The sequence below is a fragment of the Isoptericola maris genome (assembly GCF_048065335.1).
GTDB classification, from domain to species: Bacteria; Actinomycetota; Actinomycetes; order Actinomycetales; family Cellulomonadaceae; genus Isoptericola; species Isoptericola rhizosphaerae.
This window is the reverse complement of the sequence record NZ_JBLUNY010000001.1, coordinates 38,537-54,057: the sequence shown is the minus strand read 5'-3', so window position 1 is coordinate 54,057 and position 15,521 is coordinate 38,537. Positions and strand designations below refer to the sequence as shown.

At 72.3% G+C, this 15,521-nt stretch carries 15 protein-coding genes; 4 read left to right on the top strand and 11 right to left on the bottom strand.

Annotation, left to right across the window (positions count from 1 at the left end; genetic code table 11):
• Position 1 precedes the first annotated feature (1 nt).
• The 3 genes from ACH5HR_RS00265 to ACH5HR_RS00255 are packed head-to-tail and all read right to left on the bottom strand — an operon-like array spanning position 2 to position 3,386.
• Complete coding sequence (locus tag ACH5HR_RS00265; protein WP_402377262.1) at positions 2 to 847, bottom strand: TrmH family RNA methyltransferase; 846 nt, start codon at positions 845 to 847, stop codon at positions 2 to 4.
• A 12-nt stretch (positions 848 to 859) separates the two neighbouring features.
• On the bottom strand, positions 860 to 2,131 hold the full coding sequence (locus ACH5HR_RS00260) for an endo-1,4-beta-xylanase (protein WP_416475616.1): 1,272 nt from the start codon (positions 2,129 to 2,131) through the stop codon (positions 860 to 862).
• Between the two features lie 22 nt (positions 2,132 to 2,153).
• Positions 2,154 to 3,386 carry an alpha/beta hydrolase gene (locus tag ACH5HR_RS00255; RefSeq protein ID WP_416475615.1) on the bottom strand — a complete coding sequence of 411 codons (1,233 nt, stop codon included), beginning with the start codon at positions 3,384 to 3,386 and terminating at the stop codon, positions 2,154 to 2,156.
• A 94-nt stretch (positions 3,387 to 3,480) separates the two neighbouring features.
• Here ACH5HR_RS00255 and ACH5HR_RS00250 point away from each other — a divergent pair, with 94 nt between their 5' ends.
• Positions 3,481 to 3,711 carry a hypothetical protein gene (locus tag ACH5HR_RS00250; protein ID WP_416475614.1) on the top strand — a complete coding sequence of 77 codons (231 nt, stop codon included), beginning with the start codon at positions 3,481 to 3,483 and terminating at the stop codon, positions 3,709 to 3,711.
• Here ACH5HR_RS00250 and ACH5HR_RS00245 read toward each other — a convergent pair.
• From ACH5HR_RS00245 to ACH5HR_RS00220, 6 genes are all read right to left on the bottom strand, one after another.
• A complete protein-coding gene (locus ACH5HR_RS00245) occupies positions 3,692 to 5,665 on the bottom strand; it encodes an ABC transporter ATP-binding protein (protein ID WP_416475612.1) in 1,974 nt (657 codons plus the stop codon). The genes ACH5HR_RS00250 and ACH5HR_RS00245 overlap by 20 nt on opposite strands.
• Entirely contained in the window at positions 5,662 to 7,413 is a 1,752-nt protein-coding gene (locus ACH5HR_RS00240) for an ABC transporter ATP-binding protein (protein ID WP_416475611.1), read from the bottom strand. The genes ACH5HR_RS00245 and ACH5HR_RS00240 overlap by 4 nt, the downstream gene beginning before the upstream one ends.
• Positions 7,413 to 8,075, bottom strand: a complete 663-nt coding sequence (locus tag ACH5HR_RS00235; protein WP_402377246.1) for a TetR/AcrR family transcriptional regulator — start codon at positions 8,073 to 8,075, stop codon at positions 7,413 to 7,415. The genes ACH5HR_RS00240 and ACH5HR_RS00235 overlap by 1 nt, the downstream gene beginning before the upstream one ends.
• Before the next feature lie 132 nt (positions 8,076 to 8,207).
• Entirely contained in the window at positions 8,208 to 9,404 is a 1,197-nt protein-coding gene (locus ACH5HR_RS00230) for an SPFH domain-containing protein (protein WP_402377243.1), read from the bottom strand.
• Between the two features lie 30 nt (positions 9,405 to 9,434).
• Positions 9,435 to 9,914 (bottom strand): NfeD family protein, encoded by a 480-nt coding sequence (locus ACH5HR_RS00225; RefSeq protein ID WP_416475610.1) that lies wholly within the window; start codon positions 9,912 to 9,914, stop codon positions 9,435 to 9,437.
• A 70-nt stretch (positions 9,915 to 9,984) separates the two neighbouring features.
• On the bottom strand, positions 9,985 to 10,782 hold the full coding sequence (locus ACH5HR_RS00220; RefSeq protein ID WP_402377239.1) for an ABC transporter ATP-binding protein: 798 nt from the start codon (positions 10,780 to 10,782) through the stop codon (positions 9,985 to 9,987).
• A gap of 119 nt (positions 10,783 to 10,901) precedes the next feature.
• Between ACH5HR_RS00220 and ACH5HR_RS00215 the strand changes: the two genes are divergently transcribed.
• Complete coding sequence (locus ACH5HR_RS00215; RefSeq protein ID WP_416475609.1) at positions 10,902 to 11,669, top strand: Rv1486c family protein; 768 nt, start codon at positions 10,902 to 10,904, stop codon at positions 11,667 to 11,669.
• A 19-nt stretch (positions 11,670 to 11,688) separates the two neighbouring features.
• Here ACH5HR_RS00215 and glgA read toward each other — a convergent pair whose 3' ends face one another.
• Positions 11,689 to 12,906, bottom strand: a complete 1,218-nt coding sequence (gene glgA / locus ACH5HR_RS00210) for a glycogen synthase (protein WP_416476393.1) — start codon at positions 12,904 to 12,906, stop codon at positions 11,689 to 11,691.
• An 80-nt stretch (positions 12,907 to 12,986) separates the two neighbouring features.
• Here glgA and glgC point away from each other — a divergent pair, with 80 nt between their 5' ends.
• Positions 12,987 to 14,231 carry a glucose-1-phosphate adenylyltransferase gene (gene glgC, locus ACH5HR_RS00205; RefSeq protein ID WP_416475608.1) on the top strand — a complete coding sequence of 415 codons (1,245 nt, stop codon included), beginning with the start codon at positions 12,987 to 12,989 and terminating at the stop codon, positions 14,229 to 14,231.
• The gene (gene serB, locus ACH5HR_RS00200; protein WP_402377232.1) at positions 14,224 to 14,943 is read left to right on the top strand and encodes a phosphoserine phosphatase SerB; all 720 of its coding nucleotides are present in this window, start codon (positions 14,224 to 14,226) and stop codon (positions 14,941 to 14,943) included. The genes glgC and serB overlap by 8 nt, the downstream gene beginning before the upstream one ends.
• Positions 14,944 to 14,955: 12 nt before the next feature.
• On the opposite strand, the gene ACH5HR_RS00195 is transcribed toward serB, so the two are convergent.
• Positions 14,956 to 15,519 (bottom strand): SixA phosphatase family protein, encoded by a 564-nt coding sequence (locus ACH5HR_RS00195; protein WP_416475606.1) that lies wholly within the window; start codon positions 15,517 to 15,519, stop codon positions 14,956 to 14,958.
• Positions 15,520 to 15,521 lie beyond the last annotated feature (2 nt).

Below are 15,521 nucleotides of genomic sequence, written 5' to 3'. Positions count from 1 at the left end.
CTCATGAGCGGGTCGCCCAGAACGCCACGGCCGACGCCGCCGCCACGTTGAGCGAGTCGACGGCGCCGGCCATCGGGATCTTCACCACCCGGTCCGCGGCCGCGACGGCACCGCGCGACAGCCCGTCCCCCTCGGCGCCGAGGACGAGCGCGAGACGCTCCGGCGGGTCGGCCGCCAGGTCGTCCAGCGAGACGGCGTCGTCGGCGAGCGCCAGCGCCGCCACCGTGAAGCCGTCGTCCTGGAGGTCGTGCAGGCCGCCGGGCCACGTGGCCAGCCGCGTCCACGGCACCTGGAACACGGTTCCCATCGACACCCGTACCGACCGGCGGTACAGCGGGTCGGCGCACCGTGGAGAGACGAGGACGGCGTCGACACCCAGGCCCGCCGCCGCCCGGAAGATCGCGCCCACGTTGGTGTGGTCCACGATGTCCTCCAGCACTGCCACGCGCCGCGCCCCGGCTCCCCCGCGTGCCCCGGCGACCAGCTCGTGCACGGCCGGCAGCTCGGGGCGGTGCATCGCGGCCAACGCACCACGGTGCAGGTGGAACCCGGTGATCTCGCGCAGCACCCGCTCGTCGGCGACGTAGACCGGGGCCTCGGGGTGGGCGTCGAGCACGTCGGCCATCGAGTCGAGCCACTTGTCGGCCATGAGGAACGAGCGCGGCCGGTGCCCCGCGGCGAGAGCCCGCCGGATGACGTTCGAGGACTCGGCCATGAACAGTCCCTCGGCGGGCTCCCGCACGGTGCGCAGCTTCACGTCGGTCAGGTCGGTGTAGTCGCGCAGCCGCGGGTCACCGGGATCGGTGACACGGACGACGGCGGGACGAGGGTCGGCGGGCGAGGTCACCCGGGGATTCTCTCAGCCCGCCAGGCGCACCTGCGCCGTCTGCTCCCCCGCCCGGTCGAGGCTCAGCGCCGCCGCGTCGCCGCCATCGGGCAGCGAGACCTCGTAGTCGCCGAGGAACCCCTCGACGCGGACCCGTCCGGCGTCGTCGGTGCGCAGCGTCATCGGTGCGTACCACCACTCGCCCTTGACGAGGGAGCGCAGCCGGTCGTAGGACGGCTTGGGCGACCCGTCCGCGCGCAGCAGCCCGCCGGGAGCACCCAGCCACATGCCGCGGTCCCCGAGCCCCCAGTAGTTGACGACCTCCACCGCCGGGTGGCTGAGCAGGGTGCGGTAGTGCCGCTCCACCTCGTCGGCCTGACGCTCCTCCCCCTCCGGGGTCGACGGCCAGGACTCCACCTGCCAGTCGTTGAGGTCGACGACGTGCTCCGGCATCACCTCGCCGGACAGCAGCGTGCTCTCGGTGAGGTGGATCGGGATGTTGTACCGCGCGAACCGCTCCAGGATGCGCAGCGTCTTCTCCTCGCCCCAGTAGCCCTGGTGCATGTGCGACTGCAGGCCCAGCCGATCGATCCGGATGCCCGCCTCAAGCACCGCCTCGATGAGGCACTCGTAGGCCGTCGACATGTCGAAGTCGTTGAGCAGCAGGGTGGCGCCCGGGTTGGTGGCCCGCGCCTCGTCGAACGCCATCCGGATCGTCTCCACGCGGCCCTTGAGCCGCGCGAGCGGCGTGATCGCGTTCTCCTCGGCGGTGAACACCGGCATGATGACGGTCTCGTTGATCGCGTCCCAGGTGTCGATGAACCCGGCGAAGTCGCCGACGTCGCGCCGGATGCGCTCGCGCTGCAACCGTTCGACCTCGTCGAGCGGCCTGCCGAGGAGCCACCGCGGCTGCACCGTGTGCCACACCAGCGGGTGCCCCTTGACGGTCACGCCGCGGTCGGCGAACCAGCGGGCCGCGGCCAGCGTCTCGGCCGTGCGGGGCGCGCCCTCGGCGGGCTCGAACGTGCCCCAGTAGAACGGCAGCGTGGCGATGTTGAAGACGTCGAGCCAGCGGTCCGCGAAATCGTTGTCGTAGGCAGGGTCGGCAGAACGGCCGTTCGCGTGGTCCACGAGCTCGAAGCCGATGCAGCCGAACCCGAACGCGTGCCGCCTCTGGGCCACGACGACGTCGGTGCCGGCCAGCGGCACGCCGTCCGGCCCGGTGACAGTCACCTCCGCCTGCGCGCGCCGGTGCGCCAGGGAGGGGTCGGGCGTGTGGTCGGTGGGTGCGGTGAAGAGAGTCACACGACCATGGTGCCGCACCACGTCACGACCGCTCGAACAGCCTCAGCGTGAGATCGCGCCAGACCTGGGTGCCGATCCCGCCCGGCGCACTGTCGAACACGTGGTCCGCCGCGGGCAGCAGGACCAGCTCCCGTGCGACGCCCGCGCCCGAGAGCACCGCGGCGAGCTCCTCCGCCCCGGCCGCCGGCACGAGATGGTCGGCCTCCCCGGCGACCATCAGCGTCGGCGGGGAGTCGGGCGTCACGTGCTCCGCCGGCGTGATCGCCGCGTACCGCTCCGGGTACTCCGACGGCGACCCGCCCGTGTACTGCTCCGTCAGCTCGCGCCCCCGGCTGCCCATCACGGGGTCGGTGTTCCCGTGGAGGCCGCCGGGCGAGGCCACGGGGTACAGCGTGCTGACGGCGGCCACGGGCGGCACCGTCCCGTCGCACGCCGGGTCCAGGTCCCCGGCGGCGGCACGGAAGGCGACCTCCAGCGCGAGGTTGCCGCCCGCCGAGTCCCCGGCGAGGAACACCCTGTCGGCGTCGCCCCCGTGCTCGGCAGCGTGCTCGCCCACCCACACCAGCGCGCAGGCCACCTGCGGCTCCACGGCGTCCCACAGGTGCCGGTCGTCGCCGGAGAGCGGGTAGTCGATGCTGACGGCCAGGTAGCCCTGGGCGGCGAACCAGGCCGCGTGCGACGCCGTCGTCGTCTGCGACCGCTCGCCCGCGACCCAGCCACCACCGTGGACGAGGACCACGACCGGCGCCTCACCGGCCGCCCCGCCCTCCGGGAGCCACAACGACAGGTCCTGCGGCTCGCCGTCGGCCTCGCCGTACCGGGCGTCCAGGTCGGCCTCCGTGTCGCCCGGCGTGAACCGGAAGAGCTCGGCGATCTGCACCCCGACCGCGTGCTCCTGCGCGACGCGCAGCTGCTGGGTGACCACGACGAACGACAGCGCCGCCGCGACCAGCCCGCCCGCCACGGCCACCACCCTGGTGACCGAACCGCGACGCAGGAGCGCCACGGTCGCGCACACCGTCACCGCCAGCCCGGCCACGACGAGCCACGGGGCCCAGGCCGCGGCATACCCGCCGACCTGCCCGAGCCACGGCACGCCCGGCAGCAGCGCCCCGGCCGCCGCGACGGCGAGCAGGACGGCGGGGACGACCAGGATCCCCACCGTGACGCTCGGACGGCGGGGTGCGTCCCGCCCCGTGCCGCCTCGTTCGCCGGTGGACGGTCCCGACGCATGGTGGGGGCGGTGGGCGATCACGGGCCCACTCTGGCACGCCACCGCTGCCCGGCGCATCAACCCGGAGCACGTCGCCGGCCGGTGAGCGAGCTGTCCTGCGTCTCGGTCCTCTAACGTGCACCGGGTCGCCCAGGGCCAGGGCCAGGGCGTGGGCGGACGACTCCTGGACGCGGCCACCGAGTGGATCCGCGGCACCGGACGCACCTCCGTGCTCGACGAGGACGACCGCGACGGCGTGGCCCACGCCGTCTACCTGCGCAAGGGCTGGCGGATCGTCGGTGAGGCACGGTTCGACTGGCAGCAGGCCGGCGCTCCGCCGGTCCGGCTCATGGTGCTGCCGTCCTGACGTCCTGGACCGCCTCCGACTCCTCCACGACCGGAGCCACGAACTGGCTCGCGTAGAGGCGGGCGTAGGCACCGTCGGCGGCGAGCAGGTCGTCGTGGTCGCCCTGCTCGACGATCCGGCCGTGCTCCATGACGACGATGACGTCCGCGTCGCGGATGGTCGACAACCGGTGCGCGATGACGAACGCCGTGCGCCCCGAGCGCAGCGCGTTCATCGCCTGCTGCACGAGCACCTCGGTCCGGGTGTCGACAGAGCTGGTCGCCTCGTCGAGCACGAGGATCTCCGGGTCGGCGAGGAATGCCCGGGCGATCGTGAGCAGCTGCTTCTCCCCCGCCGACAACGCGGTGCCCTCGTCGTCCAGCACGGTGTCGTAGCCGTCGGGCAGCGTCCGCACGAACGGGTCCACCGAGGTGGCCCGGGTCGCCTCGAGGAAGGTCTCCGTCGAGACCTCCGTGCCGTCGCGGACGCCGTAGCGCAAGTTCTCCTCGATGGTGCCCCGGAACAGCCAGGTGTCCTGCAGCACCATGCCGATCCGCGAGCGCAGCGCGTGGCGGGTCAGCTCGCGGGTGTCGACGCCGTCGAGCGTGATGCGACCGCCGTCGATCTCGTAGAACCTCATGAGCAGATTCACCAGCGTGGTCTTGCCGGCGCCGGTCGGACCCACGATCGCGACGGTCTGTCCCGGCTCCGCGACGAGGTCGAGGTCCTCGATCAGCGGCTCCTGCGGATCGTAGGAGAAGGAGACTCCGGAGAACTCGACCCTGCCCCGCACGTCGGTCAGCTCCCGGGCGGGGACGGGGTCCGGGTCCTGCTCGGGCGCGTCGAGCAGCTCGTAGACCCGCTCGGCGGACGCGACGCCGGACTGCAGCAGGTTCATCATCGAGGCCACCTGGGTCAGTGGCTGGGTGAACTGCCGCGAGTACTGGATGAACGCCTGCACGTCGCCGATCGACAGCTGCCCGGACGCCACCCGCAGCCCGCCGATGACGGCGACCAGGACGTAGTTGAGGTTCGCCAGGAAGCCCATCGAGGGCTGGATGGTGCCCGAGATGAACTGTGAGCGCCGGGTCGCGTCGTAGACCGCCTCGTTCTCGCGGGCGAAGGTCCGTGCGGCGTCCTGCTGGCGGCCGTACACCTTGACCAGGGCGTGGCCGGTGAACATCTCCTCGACGTGAGCGTTCAGACGGCCGGTCGCCGCCCACTGCTCCACGAACTGCGGCTGGGACCGCTTCGCGATCGCCATCGTCAGCACGACCGACAGCGGCACCGTGACCAGCGCCACGAGGGCCAGCACCCAGGAGATCCAGAACATCATCGCCAGGACGCCGACGACGGTCAGCAGCGACGTCACGAGCTGCGCGAGCGTCTGCGTGGTCGACTGCGCCACGTTGTCGATGTCGTTCGTGACGCGGGACAGGATGTCGCCACGAGCCTGCTTGTCGACATGGCTGAGAGGGATCCGGTGCAGCTTGGCCTCGACGTCGTCACGCAGCCGGCGCACCGTGTTCTGCACCGCGACGGTCATCAGCCGGGCCTGCAGCCAGCCGAAGGCGAACGCCCCCACGTAGATCAGGACGACGACGACGAGGATCTGCGCGAGCCGGTCGACGTCCACGCCCTGGCCGGGCACCACGTCGCCCATCGCGGCGACCATGTCCGCCTGGGAGTCGTCGCCGGACGCACGCAGAGCCGCGACGGCCTCCTGCGTGGTGGTCCCCGCAGGCATGGTCCGGCCGAGGAGCTGGCCGACGAAACCCTCGAAGATGACGTTCGTCGCGTCGCCCAGGATCTTGGGGCCGGTCACGGTCAGCGCGACCGAGACCACCCCGCACAGGGTCAGCAACACGACCCGGGCGCGCTCGGGACGCATCGTGGTGGCGAAGCGCCGCAAGGAACCGGAGAAGTCCATGGGCTTGGCCGTCGGCATGCCGGCAGCCGCGTGCGGGTGGCTCATGCTGCCTCCTCCAGGGACATCTGCGACGTGACGATCTCGGCGTACGTCTCGTTGGACTCGAGCAGCTCGGTGTGCGTGCCGCGCCCGACGATCCTCCCGTGGTCGAGGACGAGGATCTGGTCGGCGTCGCGGATCGTCGCGACCCGCTGCGCCACGACGATGACCGAGGCGTCCGCCGTCCGCGGCCGCAGCGCCGCACGCAGGCGCGCGTCGGTGGCGTAGTCGAGCGCGGAGAACGAGTCGTCGAAGAGGTAGATCCGCGGACGGCGGATCACGGCGCGAGCGATGGCGAGGCGCTGCCGCTGGCCGCCCGAGAACGTCGTGCCGCCCTGGGAGACGGGCGCGTGCAGACCCTCGGGCAGCGCCTCGACGAAGTCGCGGGCCTGTGCCACCTCGAGCGCGGCCCACATCTCGGCCTCGGTCGCGTCGCCCTTGCCGTACCGCAGGTTGTCCGCGACCGTGCCGGAGAAGAGGAACGCCTTCTGCGGCACCAGCCCCGTCAACGACCCGAGGTCGTGCAGCGACAGGTCCCGGACGTCCACACCGTCGATGCTCACGCTGCCGCCGGTCACGTCGAAGAGCCGCGGCACGAGGTTCAGGAGCGTCGTCTTGCCCGCTCCGGTGGAGCCGATGATCGCCGTCGTCCGCCCCGGCTCCGCGGTGAAGGTGAGGTCGTGGAGCACCGGCTCGTCCGCTCCGGGGTAGCCGTACTCCACCGAGGCGAAGCTCACGCGCCCCCGCGGGCCCTGGTCGCCCGCGAGCGACGCGAGCGCGACCGGCTCCGCGGGCTCGACCACCGTGGACCGGGTACCGAGCACGTCGCTGATACGGCCTGCGGCGACCGCGGCCCGCGGCACCATCATGACCATCATCGTGGACATCATGACGGCCATGAGGATGAACATGATGTAGGACAGGAACGCCATCAGCGAGCCCACCTGCAGCTCGCCGGCGGAGACCTCGCCGGCACCGAACCAGAGCACGGCGACCTGCGAGAGGCTCATGATGAGCATGACCGTGGGGAAGGCCAGGGCCATGAGCTTGCCGGCGCCGAGCGAGACGTCGTAGAGGCGGGTGTTCGCCGCGCCGAAGCGTTGCGCCTCGCGCTCCTCGCGGACGAACGCGCGCACCACGCGCATCCCCGTGATCTGCTCGCGCAGCACCGCGTTGATGACGTCGATCCGCGCCTGCATCCCCCGGAAGTACGGGACCATCCGCCACATGATCAGGCCGACGGCGGCACCCAGGATCGGCACCACGACCAGCAGCAGCCGCGACAGCGTCGGGTCCTCGCGCAGCGCCATGACGACGCCGCCGACCATCATGATCGGCGCCATCACCATGACCGTGAAGGTCATGAGCACGACCATCATGACCTGCTGGACGTCGTTGGTGGTGCGGGTGATGAGCGACGGCGCCCCGAACCCGTCCAGCTCCCGGGCCGAGAACTGCTGCACGGAGTCGAAGAGGTCCCGGCGCAGGTCCCGGCCGAGCGCGGTGGCTGCCCGGGCGCCGAGGTAGACGGCACCGATCGCACAGAGCACCTGCGCGAGGCTGACGGCGAGCATCCAGCCGCCGGTCCGCATGATGTAACCGGTGTCGCCCAGCGTCACGCCCTGGTCGACGATGTCCGCGTTGAGCGAGGGCAGGTACAGCGATCCCAGCGTGGCGACGAGCTGCAGGAGCAGCAGGAGCACGACCGCGCCCTGATAGGGGCGGAGGTAGCGGCGCACGAGCGCGACGAGCATCAGGCCTCCGGGCTGTCGGACGAGGTGACAATGCCGTGGACGAGCGCGTCGGCGATGACCTCGACCGACGGCGCGGGCATCAGGTGGTCGACTCGGGCGTGGGTCCCGGCGATGCTCGCCTCGACGAGGGCGACGGCGACGTCGACCGGGACCCGCAGCCGGTGGGCGTCGGGTGCCAGGACGTCGGTGAGCCCTTCGATGGTCGCTTCGCGCTGCTTCTCGCGCTGCTCGGCCAGTCGTGCACGAAAATCGCGCACCTGGGGATCGGTGGCGCCGTCGCGAGCGCCCGGACGGTGGTGCAGCACCCGCAGGATGCCCATCCAGCGCACCGCCTCCCCCATCCGGCGCCGCCCGAGCTCGATCACCTCGGCCAGGCGTGACGCGAGCGGCAGCGTCCGGTCGATGTCCGCGAGCTCGACGCGGGTCTGGTCGGCTCCCGAGGCGCGGTGCAGCCCTTCGACGGCGACGGCGCCGAGGAGCGAGTACTTGTCGCCGAACGCCCGGAAGAGGGTGCCCTCGGCGACGCCCGCCGCGCGGGCCAGCTCGCGGGAGGTGACGTCGACGCCATGCTCGGCCACGACCGGCAGCACGGCGGCGATGATCGCCGTACGGCGCTCGTCAGGGTCCATCCGGGGGGCGCGCGTCGGAGCAGGGTCGTTCACCGCGACAGCGTAAGTGAGTGAGTCCTCACTCCGCAAGCGACGCCGTCGCAGGGCGACCTTGCCCGGGCACGACGGAGCCCCGCCGCCCACGAGGGACGACGGGGCTCCGCGGGCCGCTGGACGGCCGTCGGCTCACTGCTGCGGTGCCGGCGGCGTGCCCTCGTCCTCGGCGCCGAGCGTGCGCGGCGCCGGCGGGGCGGGCGGGGCCGGCGGCTGCTCGCCGACCGGCCGCTGCCCGCGCTCGACGTTCGGCTCGAACGGGGCACCGGACCGCGTGCCGGAGCTCGTGGCGTCCGCCGTCGCGGCCTGCGCCTGCCGGCGGGCCTCGGCGAGCGCCTCGCCCGGGTCCTGCAGGCCCGACTGGCCGAGCGCCGACCGTACGGCGGCGCTCACGCCGCTGCCGCTGTCGTCGTCCGACGGTTCGGTGGGGATGCCGGGGGTGCCGGGCGTCCCGCCGAAGCCCTTGGCGATCGAGCCGAGAGCTGCGGTGAACTCCGTCGGGACGACCCACAGCTTGGAGGACGAGCCGTTCGCGATCTCCGGAAGCATCTGCAGGTACTGGTAGGCGAGCAGCTTGGGGTCGGGGTTGCCCTCGTGGATGGCCCCGAACACCTGCAGGATGGCCCGCGCCTCACCCTCGGCGGTGAGGATCGCCGCCTGGGCGTCACCCTCGGCCTTGAGGATCTGCGACTGCTTCTCACCCTCGGCGGTGAGGATCGCCGACTGCTTGACACCCTCGGCCGTGAGGATCGTGGCACGACGGTCACGCTCGGCGCGCATCTGCTGCTCCATCGCGCCCTGCACGGAGGCCGGCGGGTCGATGGACTTCAGCTCCACACGGTTGACGCGCACGCCCCACCGGCCGGTCGCCTCGTCCAGCACACCGCGCAGCTGGCCGTTGATCTGGTCACGGCTGGTCAGCGTCTGCTCGAGGTCCATCGAACCCACGACGTTACGCAGGGTCGTGACCGTCAGCTGCTCGATACCGCTGATGTAGTTGGCGATCTCGTAGACCGCGGACTTCGGCTCGGTCACCTGGAAGTAGATGACGGTGTCGATGCTGACGACGAGGTTGTCCGAAGTGATCACCGGCTGCGGCGGGAACGAGACGACCTGCTCACGCAGGTCGACGCCGGCGCGCACCTTGTCGATGAAGGGGATCAGCCAGTGCAGACCCGGCTCGAAGGTCTTCTGGTACCGGCCGAGCCGTTCGATGATCAAGGCCGTCGCCTGCGGGACGATCTGCACCATCTTGAACAGCGTCACCACCACGAAGATGACGAGCGCGATCAGGACGATGTAGCCGATGATTGTTCCTGGATCTTCCACGAGTTCTCTTTCCGTTGGAGGACGCCGTCGTCAGACGGATCCGTCGGCGTTCTGGCTCGTCGCCCCGGCCGGCGCGACGACCGCCGTGGCTCCGTCGATCTTCACGACGCGGACCTCGATGCCCTCGGGCACGAGACCCGAGCTGTTCGGCAGCCCGTCGTCGACCAGCCGCGCGGACCAGACCTCGCCGGAGAGCTTGACGCGCCCCCCGGTCTCGGTGACGTCGGAGACGACGACGGCCATCCTGCCGACCTGTGCGGCAGCGTTCGTCTCGACGAGGTCGGTCCGGCGTCGCAGGTTCTGCAGCAGCCACGGCCGCAGCGTGATCATCAGCAGCACCGCGACGACGCACGCCACGACGATCTGCAGCCAGAACGGTCCGCCGGCGGCCGCCGTGACGCCGCCCGCGACGGCACCGCCCGCGAGCATGATGAAGACGAGGTCGAGCGAGAGCATCTCGACGACCGCGAGGACGAGCGCCCCGCCGATCCACCACAACCAGCCGTCCATGGCCCTACCTCCGCGGTCGCCGTCTGCTTTGCTCTGAATTTACCAAATTTTCGCCGGATCGGGCAGCGGCTCAGCGTCGAGCAGGTCGTGCCGCCCGGGCGAGCCAGCGGCCGCCGCCGTGCGCCACGAGCAGGTCCATGCCGAAGGCCCGCGAGAGGTTCTCCGACGTGAGGACCTCCTCGAGAGGGCCGGCCGCCTCGACCTTGCCGTCCCCGAGGAGCAGCAGGTGCGTGAAGCCCGGCGGGATCTCCTCCACGTGGTGGGTGACCACGACCAGCACCGGGGAGGACTCGTCCCCCGCGAGCTCGGCCAGCGCGCCGACGAGCTCCTCGCGCCCGGCGACGTCCAGCCCGGCGGCCGGCTCGTCGAGGAGCAGCACCTCCGGGTCGGTCATGAGCGCCCGGGCGATCTGCACGCGCTTGCGCTCGCCCTCGCTGAGCGTGCCGTAGCGGCGGTCCGCGAGGTCCGCGACGTCGAACGCCCCGAGCAGCGCCAGCGCCTGCTCGGTGTCCAGCTCCTCGTACTCCTCGCGCCAGCGGCCCGTGACGCCGTACGCGGCGGTCACGACGACGTCGCGCACGGACTCGTGGTGCGGGATCTTATCGGCGAGCGCCGACGACGAGAAGCCGATCCGGGGACGCAGCTCGAAGACGTCGACCTTCCCGAGGCGCTCACCCAACAGGTCCGCGGTGCCGGACGTCGGGTGCGAACGTGCCGCGAGGATCTGCAGCAGCGTCGTCTTGCCGGCCCCGTTGGGACCGAGGACGATCCAGCGCTCCCCCTCGGAGACGGTCCAGTCGACGGAGTCGACGATCGTGGAGGTGCCGCGTCGGACGGTGACGCCCTGCAGGTCGAGTACCGCGCTCATGGTGCCCGACCCTACCGGAGCGGGGAGCCCACCCGGCCCACCGTGGACCGCCTCGCCGAAGCGGTCCACGAGGCGTCGCGACAGGCGCCGAGGCACGTCAGGCGTCTATCGTGCGAGGCGTGAGCGAGACCACCACCCTGCCCCGCAGCGTCGTGCTGGCGTTGTGGCTCCAGGCGCTCGGCGCGTCGCACGGCCTCGCGGTGCGTTCGGTGACCGACGACGACGAGCCGCACGCCGTCCTCGGCCTGCCCGGCGCCGAGGCCGAGCAGGTCACGCTGAAAGAGCTCGTCGCGACCTTCTCCGACGGGCCCCGGGAGGTCTGCGCCGTCCTGCCCGCACCCGGCGACCCCTCCGGCGTGCCCGCGGCCGCCACGGCCGCCGCCACGGAGTCCGGCGAGTGCCTGCTCGTGACCACCTCCGCCGGTTCCTGGGCGGCCGTGCCCCGCGTCACCGCGTTCGGCACCACTCTCGAGCCGGGGCACCTGGTGTCGTGGCAGGTCGTTGAGGTCCCCCCGTGGTCGACCCTCGTGGCCGGCACGCTCGGCTCGCTCGCGGACGCCGAGCGCGAGCTGCGCGGCAGCCTCGTCGTCGCGACCGACGCCCTCGACGCGCTCGACGTCTCCCGGTGGCGCGACGACGCCGCCGACGCGATCGAGCGGGTCCGCAGCTCGAGCACGTCCGGCTGGCCCGTCCCCGACCTCGACGGGCGCCGCGCCCGCGTCATGCAGCTCGCGACCCGCCTGCTGGCCATCGTGGACCTCGCGACCGACGACGACGGCGCGGCAGTCAACCTGTGGCAGATGGACCAGCGGTCGACGGCGCTGCGCGAGGTCGAGCGCACGGCCCGCCGCGCGCTGAGCGCCGCGACCTACGGTTCCGTGCCCTGAGGCGCGGCGCCCCGGACCGTCACGGCCCCTCGAGCACCGTCCGGTAGACGTCCATCGTGCGCTCGGCGATCGACGCCCAGGCGAAGTGCTCCTCGACCCGCCGGCGCCCCGCGGCACCCATCGCGGCGGCACGGGCCGGGTCGCCGACGACGGCGGTCAGGGCGGCGGCCAGGTCGTCCACGAACCGCTCGGGGTCCAGCGGTGTCCCCGTACCGTCGTCCGCCTGCTCGATCGGCACGAGGACGCCGGTGACGCCGTCGTCGACCACCTCGGGGATGCCGCCCGTGGCCGTGGCCACCACGGGCAGGCCCACCGCCATGGCCTCGAGGTTGACGATACCGAGCGGCTCGTAGACCGACGGGCAGGCGAACACCGTCGCGGCGGCGAGCACCGCGCACAGCTCCTCCCGGGGCAGCATCTCCTCGATCCACACCACACCGGCCGCCGCTCCGCCCCCGCGCGTGGCCCGCAGCTCGTCCACGAGGTCGCGGACCTCCGCCATGATCTCCGGGGTGTCCGGGGCGCCGGCGCCGAGGACGACCTGCACCTCGTCCGGCAGCCGGGCGGCCGCCCGCAGGAAGTCCGGCAGGCCCTTCTGCCGGGTGATGCGCCCGACGAAGACCACCGCGGGCCGGGTCGGGTCGATGCCGTGCTTCCCCGCGACCCGCGCCACGACGTCGTCCGGCGGACGCACCCAGCCGTCCAGGTCGATCCCGTTGTGGACCACGTGCACCCGGTCGGGGTCCAGCTCGGGGTAGCAGCGCAGGATGTCGGCCCGCATGCCCGCGGAGACCGCGACGATCCCCGCCGCGCCGAGATAGGCGGTGCGCTCGGCCCAGCTCGAGACGGTGTAGCCGCCCCCGAGCTGCTCGGCCTTCCAGGGGCGCAGCGGCTCCAGCGAGTGCGCCGTGACCACGTGCGGGACACCGTGCAGCATGCCGCCCAGATGGCCGGCCATGTTCGCGTACCAGGTGTGCGAGTGCACCACGTCGGCGCCCGCGACGTCGTCCGCGATCGCCAGGTCCACCCCCAGCGTGCGCAGCGTCGCGTTCGCCCCGGAGAGGGTGGCCGGCTCGTCGTAGCCGGTGACGTGCTCGACGCCGGGCCGCGGCCCGTCGAAGCAGCGCACGCGGACGTCGGCGTGCCTGCGCAGGACGGCGGACAGCTCCGCGACGTGCACCCCGGCGCCACCGTAGACGTGGGGCGGGAACTCGCGGGTCAGCAGGTCGATCCTCAACGGGTGGCTCACGCACCTCAACGTAGCGCTCCCGGCCGCGTCGCGCGGCATCCGCCGCCGCGAGGTCCTAGGGTCGGGGCATGGCGTCGTCACACCCGCGGGTCCTGGCCATCGTCCTCGCCGGCGGAGAGGGCAAGCGACTCATGCCGCTGACCTCCCAGCGCGCCAAACCAGCGGTCCCGTTCGGCGGGATCTACCGGCTCGTCGACTTCGCCTTGTCGAACATCATCAACTCGCGCTACCTGCAGGTCATCGTGCTGACGCAGTACAAGTCGCACTCCCTGGACCGGCACATCTCCAAGACCTGGCGCATGTCCTCCCTGCTCGGCAACTACGTGTCCTCGGTCCCGGCGCAGCAGCGTGTCGGCAAGCACTGGTACCTGGGCTCGGCGGACGCCATCTACCAATGCCTGAACATCATCGACGACGAGCGTCCCGACATCGTCGTGGTGGTCGGCGCGGACCACGTGTACCGCATGGACTTCTCGCAGATGGTCGACGCGCACGTGGAGTCGAGTGCCCGCGCCACGGTCGCGGCGATCCGCCAGCCGATCGCGCTCGCAGACCAGTTCGGCGTCATCGACGTCGAGCCCGAGGACCCCACGCGGATCCGCGACTTCCTGGAGAAGCCGGTGGCGCCTGTCGGCCTGCCCGACTCCCCGCAGGAGGTGCTGGCCTCCATGGGCAACTACGTCTTCGACGCCGACGCCCTCGTCGAGGCGGTCACGAAGGACGCGGCGGACCCCGACTCCCGGCACGACATGGGCGGCGACATCGTCCCGGCCTTCGTCCGGGAGGGCACGGCCGGCGTCTACGACTTCATCCGCAACGACGTCCCCGGTTCCACCGACCGGGACCAGGCGTACTGGCGTGACGTCGGGACGATCGACGCGTACTTCGACGCGAACAAGGATCTCATCGCCGTCCAGCCGGTCTTCAACCTGTACAACGAGGACTGGCCCTTGTACACCGGCTACACCGGTCTCCCGCCGGCGAAGTTCGTCCACGCGGGCCCGGGCCGCCTCGGGCACGCCGCAGACTCGATCGTCTCACCTGGTGTCCTCGTCTCCGGCGCGACGGTCGCAGGGTCCATCCTGTCCCCGGGCGTGCACCTGCACTCCTGGGCGACGGTCACCGACTCCGTGGTGATGGACGGCGTCCAGGTGCACCGGCACGCCCAGGTGCACCGCGCCATCCTCGACAAGTTCGTGGTGGTGGACGAGCGCGCCCGGATCGGTGTCGACCACGAGGAGGACCGGGCCCGGGGCTTCACCGTCACCGACTCGGGGATCACCGTCGTCCCGAAGGGTTCCCACGTTGCCTGACAGCGCCACCGCCGCGCCCCGACCAGAACTGTCCGGCCGACCGCGTCGTCGACGACTCGTCGTGACCGACGTCGACTCCACGTTCGTCACCCAGGAGGTCATCGAGCTCATCGCCGAGCACGCCGGCACCCGCGACGAGGTCGCCGCCGTGACCGAGCGCGCGATGCGGGGCGAGCTCGACTTCGCCGCCTCGCTGCGTGAACGCGTCGCCACGCTCGCCGGCGTGCCGGTGTCCGCGCTCGACGCGGTGCGCGAGGCGGTCATCCTGACGCCGGGTGCGGCCGAGCTCACCGCCGAGGTGCAGCGCCGCGGGTGGGAGCTCGCTCTCGTCTCCGGCGGGTTCGCCGAGATCCTGGCTCCGCTCGCCGCGCCGCTCGGCATCACCCGCTGGCGCGCGAACCGGCTCGAGGTGGCCGACGGCGTGCTCACCGGCCGGACCGTCGGCCCCGTCGTGGACCGGGCCCACAAAGAAACCACGCTCCGCGAGTGGGCGGCCGAGCTGGGGCTCGGCATGGCGGACACCGTCGCGGTGGGCGACGGCGCCAACGACCTCGACATGATCGGGGCCGCCGGGATCGGTATCGCGTTCGCCGCGAAGCCGCTGGTGCGCGAGCAGGCGCCGTACAGCATCGACGGGCCGCGGCTCGACGAGGTGCTGCGCATCGTCGACGAGGTCGACGCCGCCGCTCCGGTCGCCTCCCCGCAGGACTAGCTGCCCGAGCGCCTAGCTCGGGCGGCCGACCCGCAGCAGCGTGGCGGACCGCTTGCCCCACTCAGCCCACGGCTGCTTGAGGGCGTGCAGCACCGAGTAGGTCGCGGTCGGCACCCCGACACGGACCTGCGCGAGAGCGGCGTCGTCCGACGACGTGTCGGCGAGATAGGCGGCGGTGGCCGCCATCGTGGGCTCGTGCCCGATGACCAGCAGCGTCTTGACCCGCGGGTCGACGCCCCGGACGAGCTCCAGGACGTCACCGATGCTCGCCGCGTAGAGCTCGTCGCGTACCTCGGCCGCCAGATGGTTGCGCTCTCCGTGGTTGCCCAGGTGGGCTCGGGCGAGCTCCCAGGTCTGGCGGGTGCGCAGCGCGGACGAGACGAGGGTGAGGTCCGGGACGATCCCCGCCGCCGTCAGGGCCATCCCGACCCGACCGGCCTGCTTGCGCCCGTTCAACGCGAGCGCGCGATCCGCGTCGAGCACGGTGCCCTTGCCGGGCTCGGCCTTCGCGTGCCGAAGCAGCACGAGCCGACGTCCCTTGTCCGGGACGGCGACGGCGTGCTTCGGCTGCTTCACGG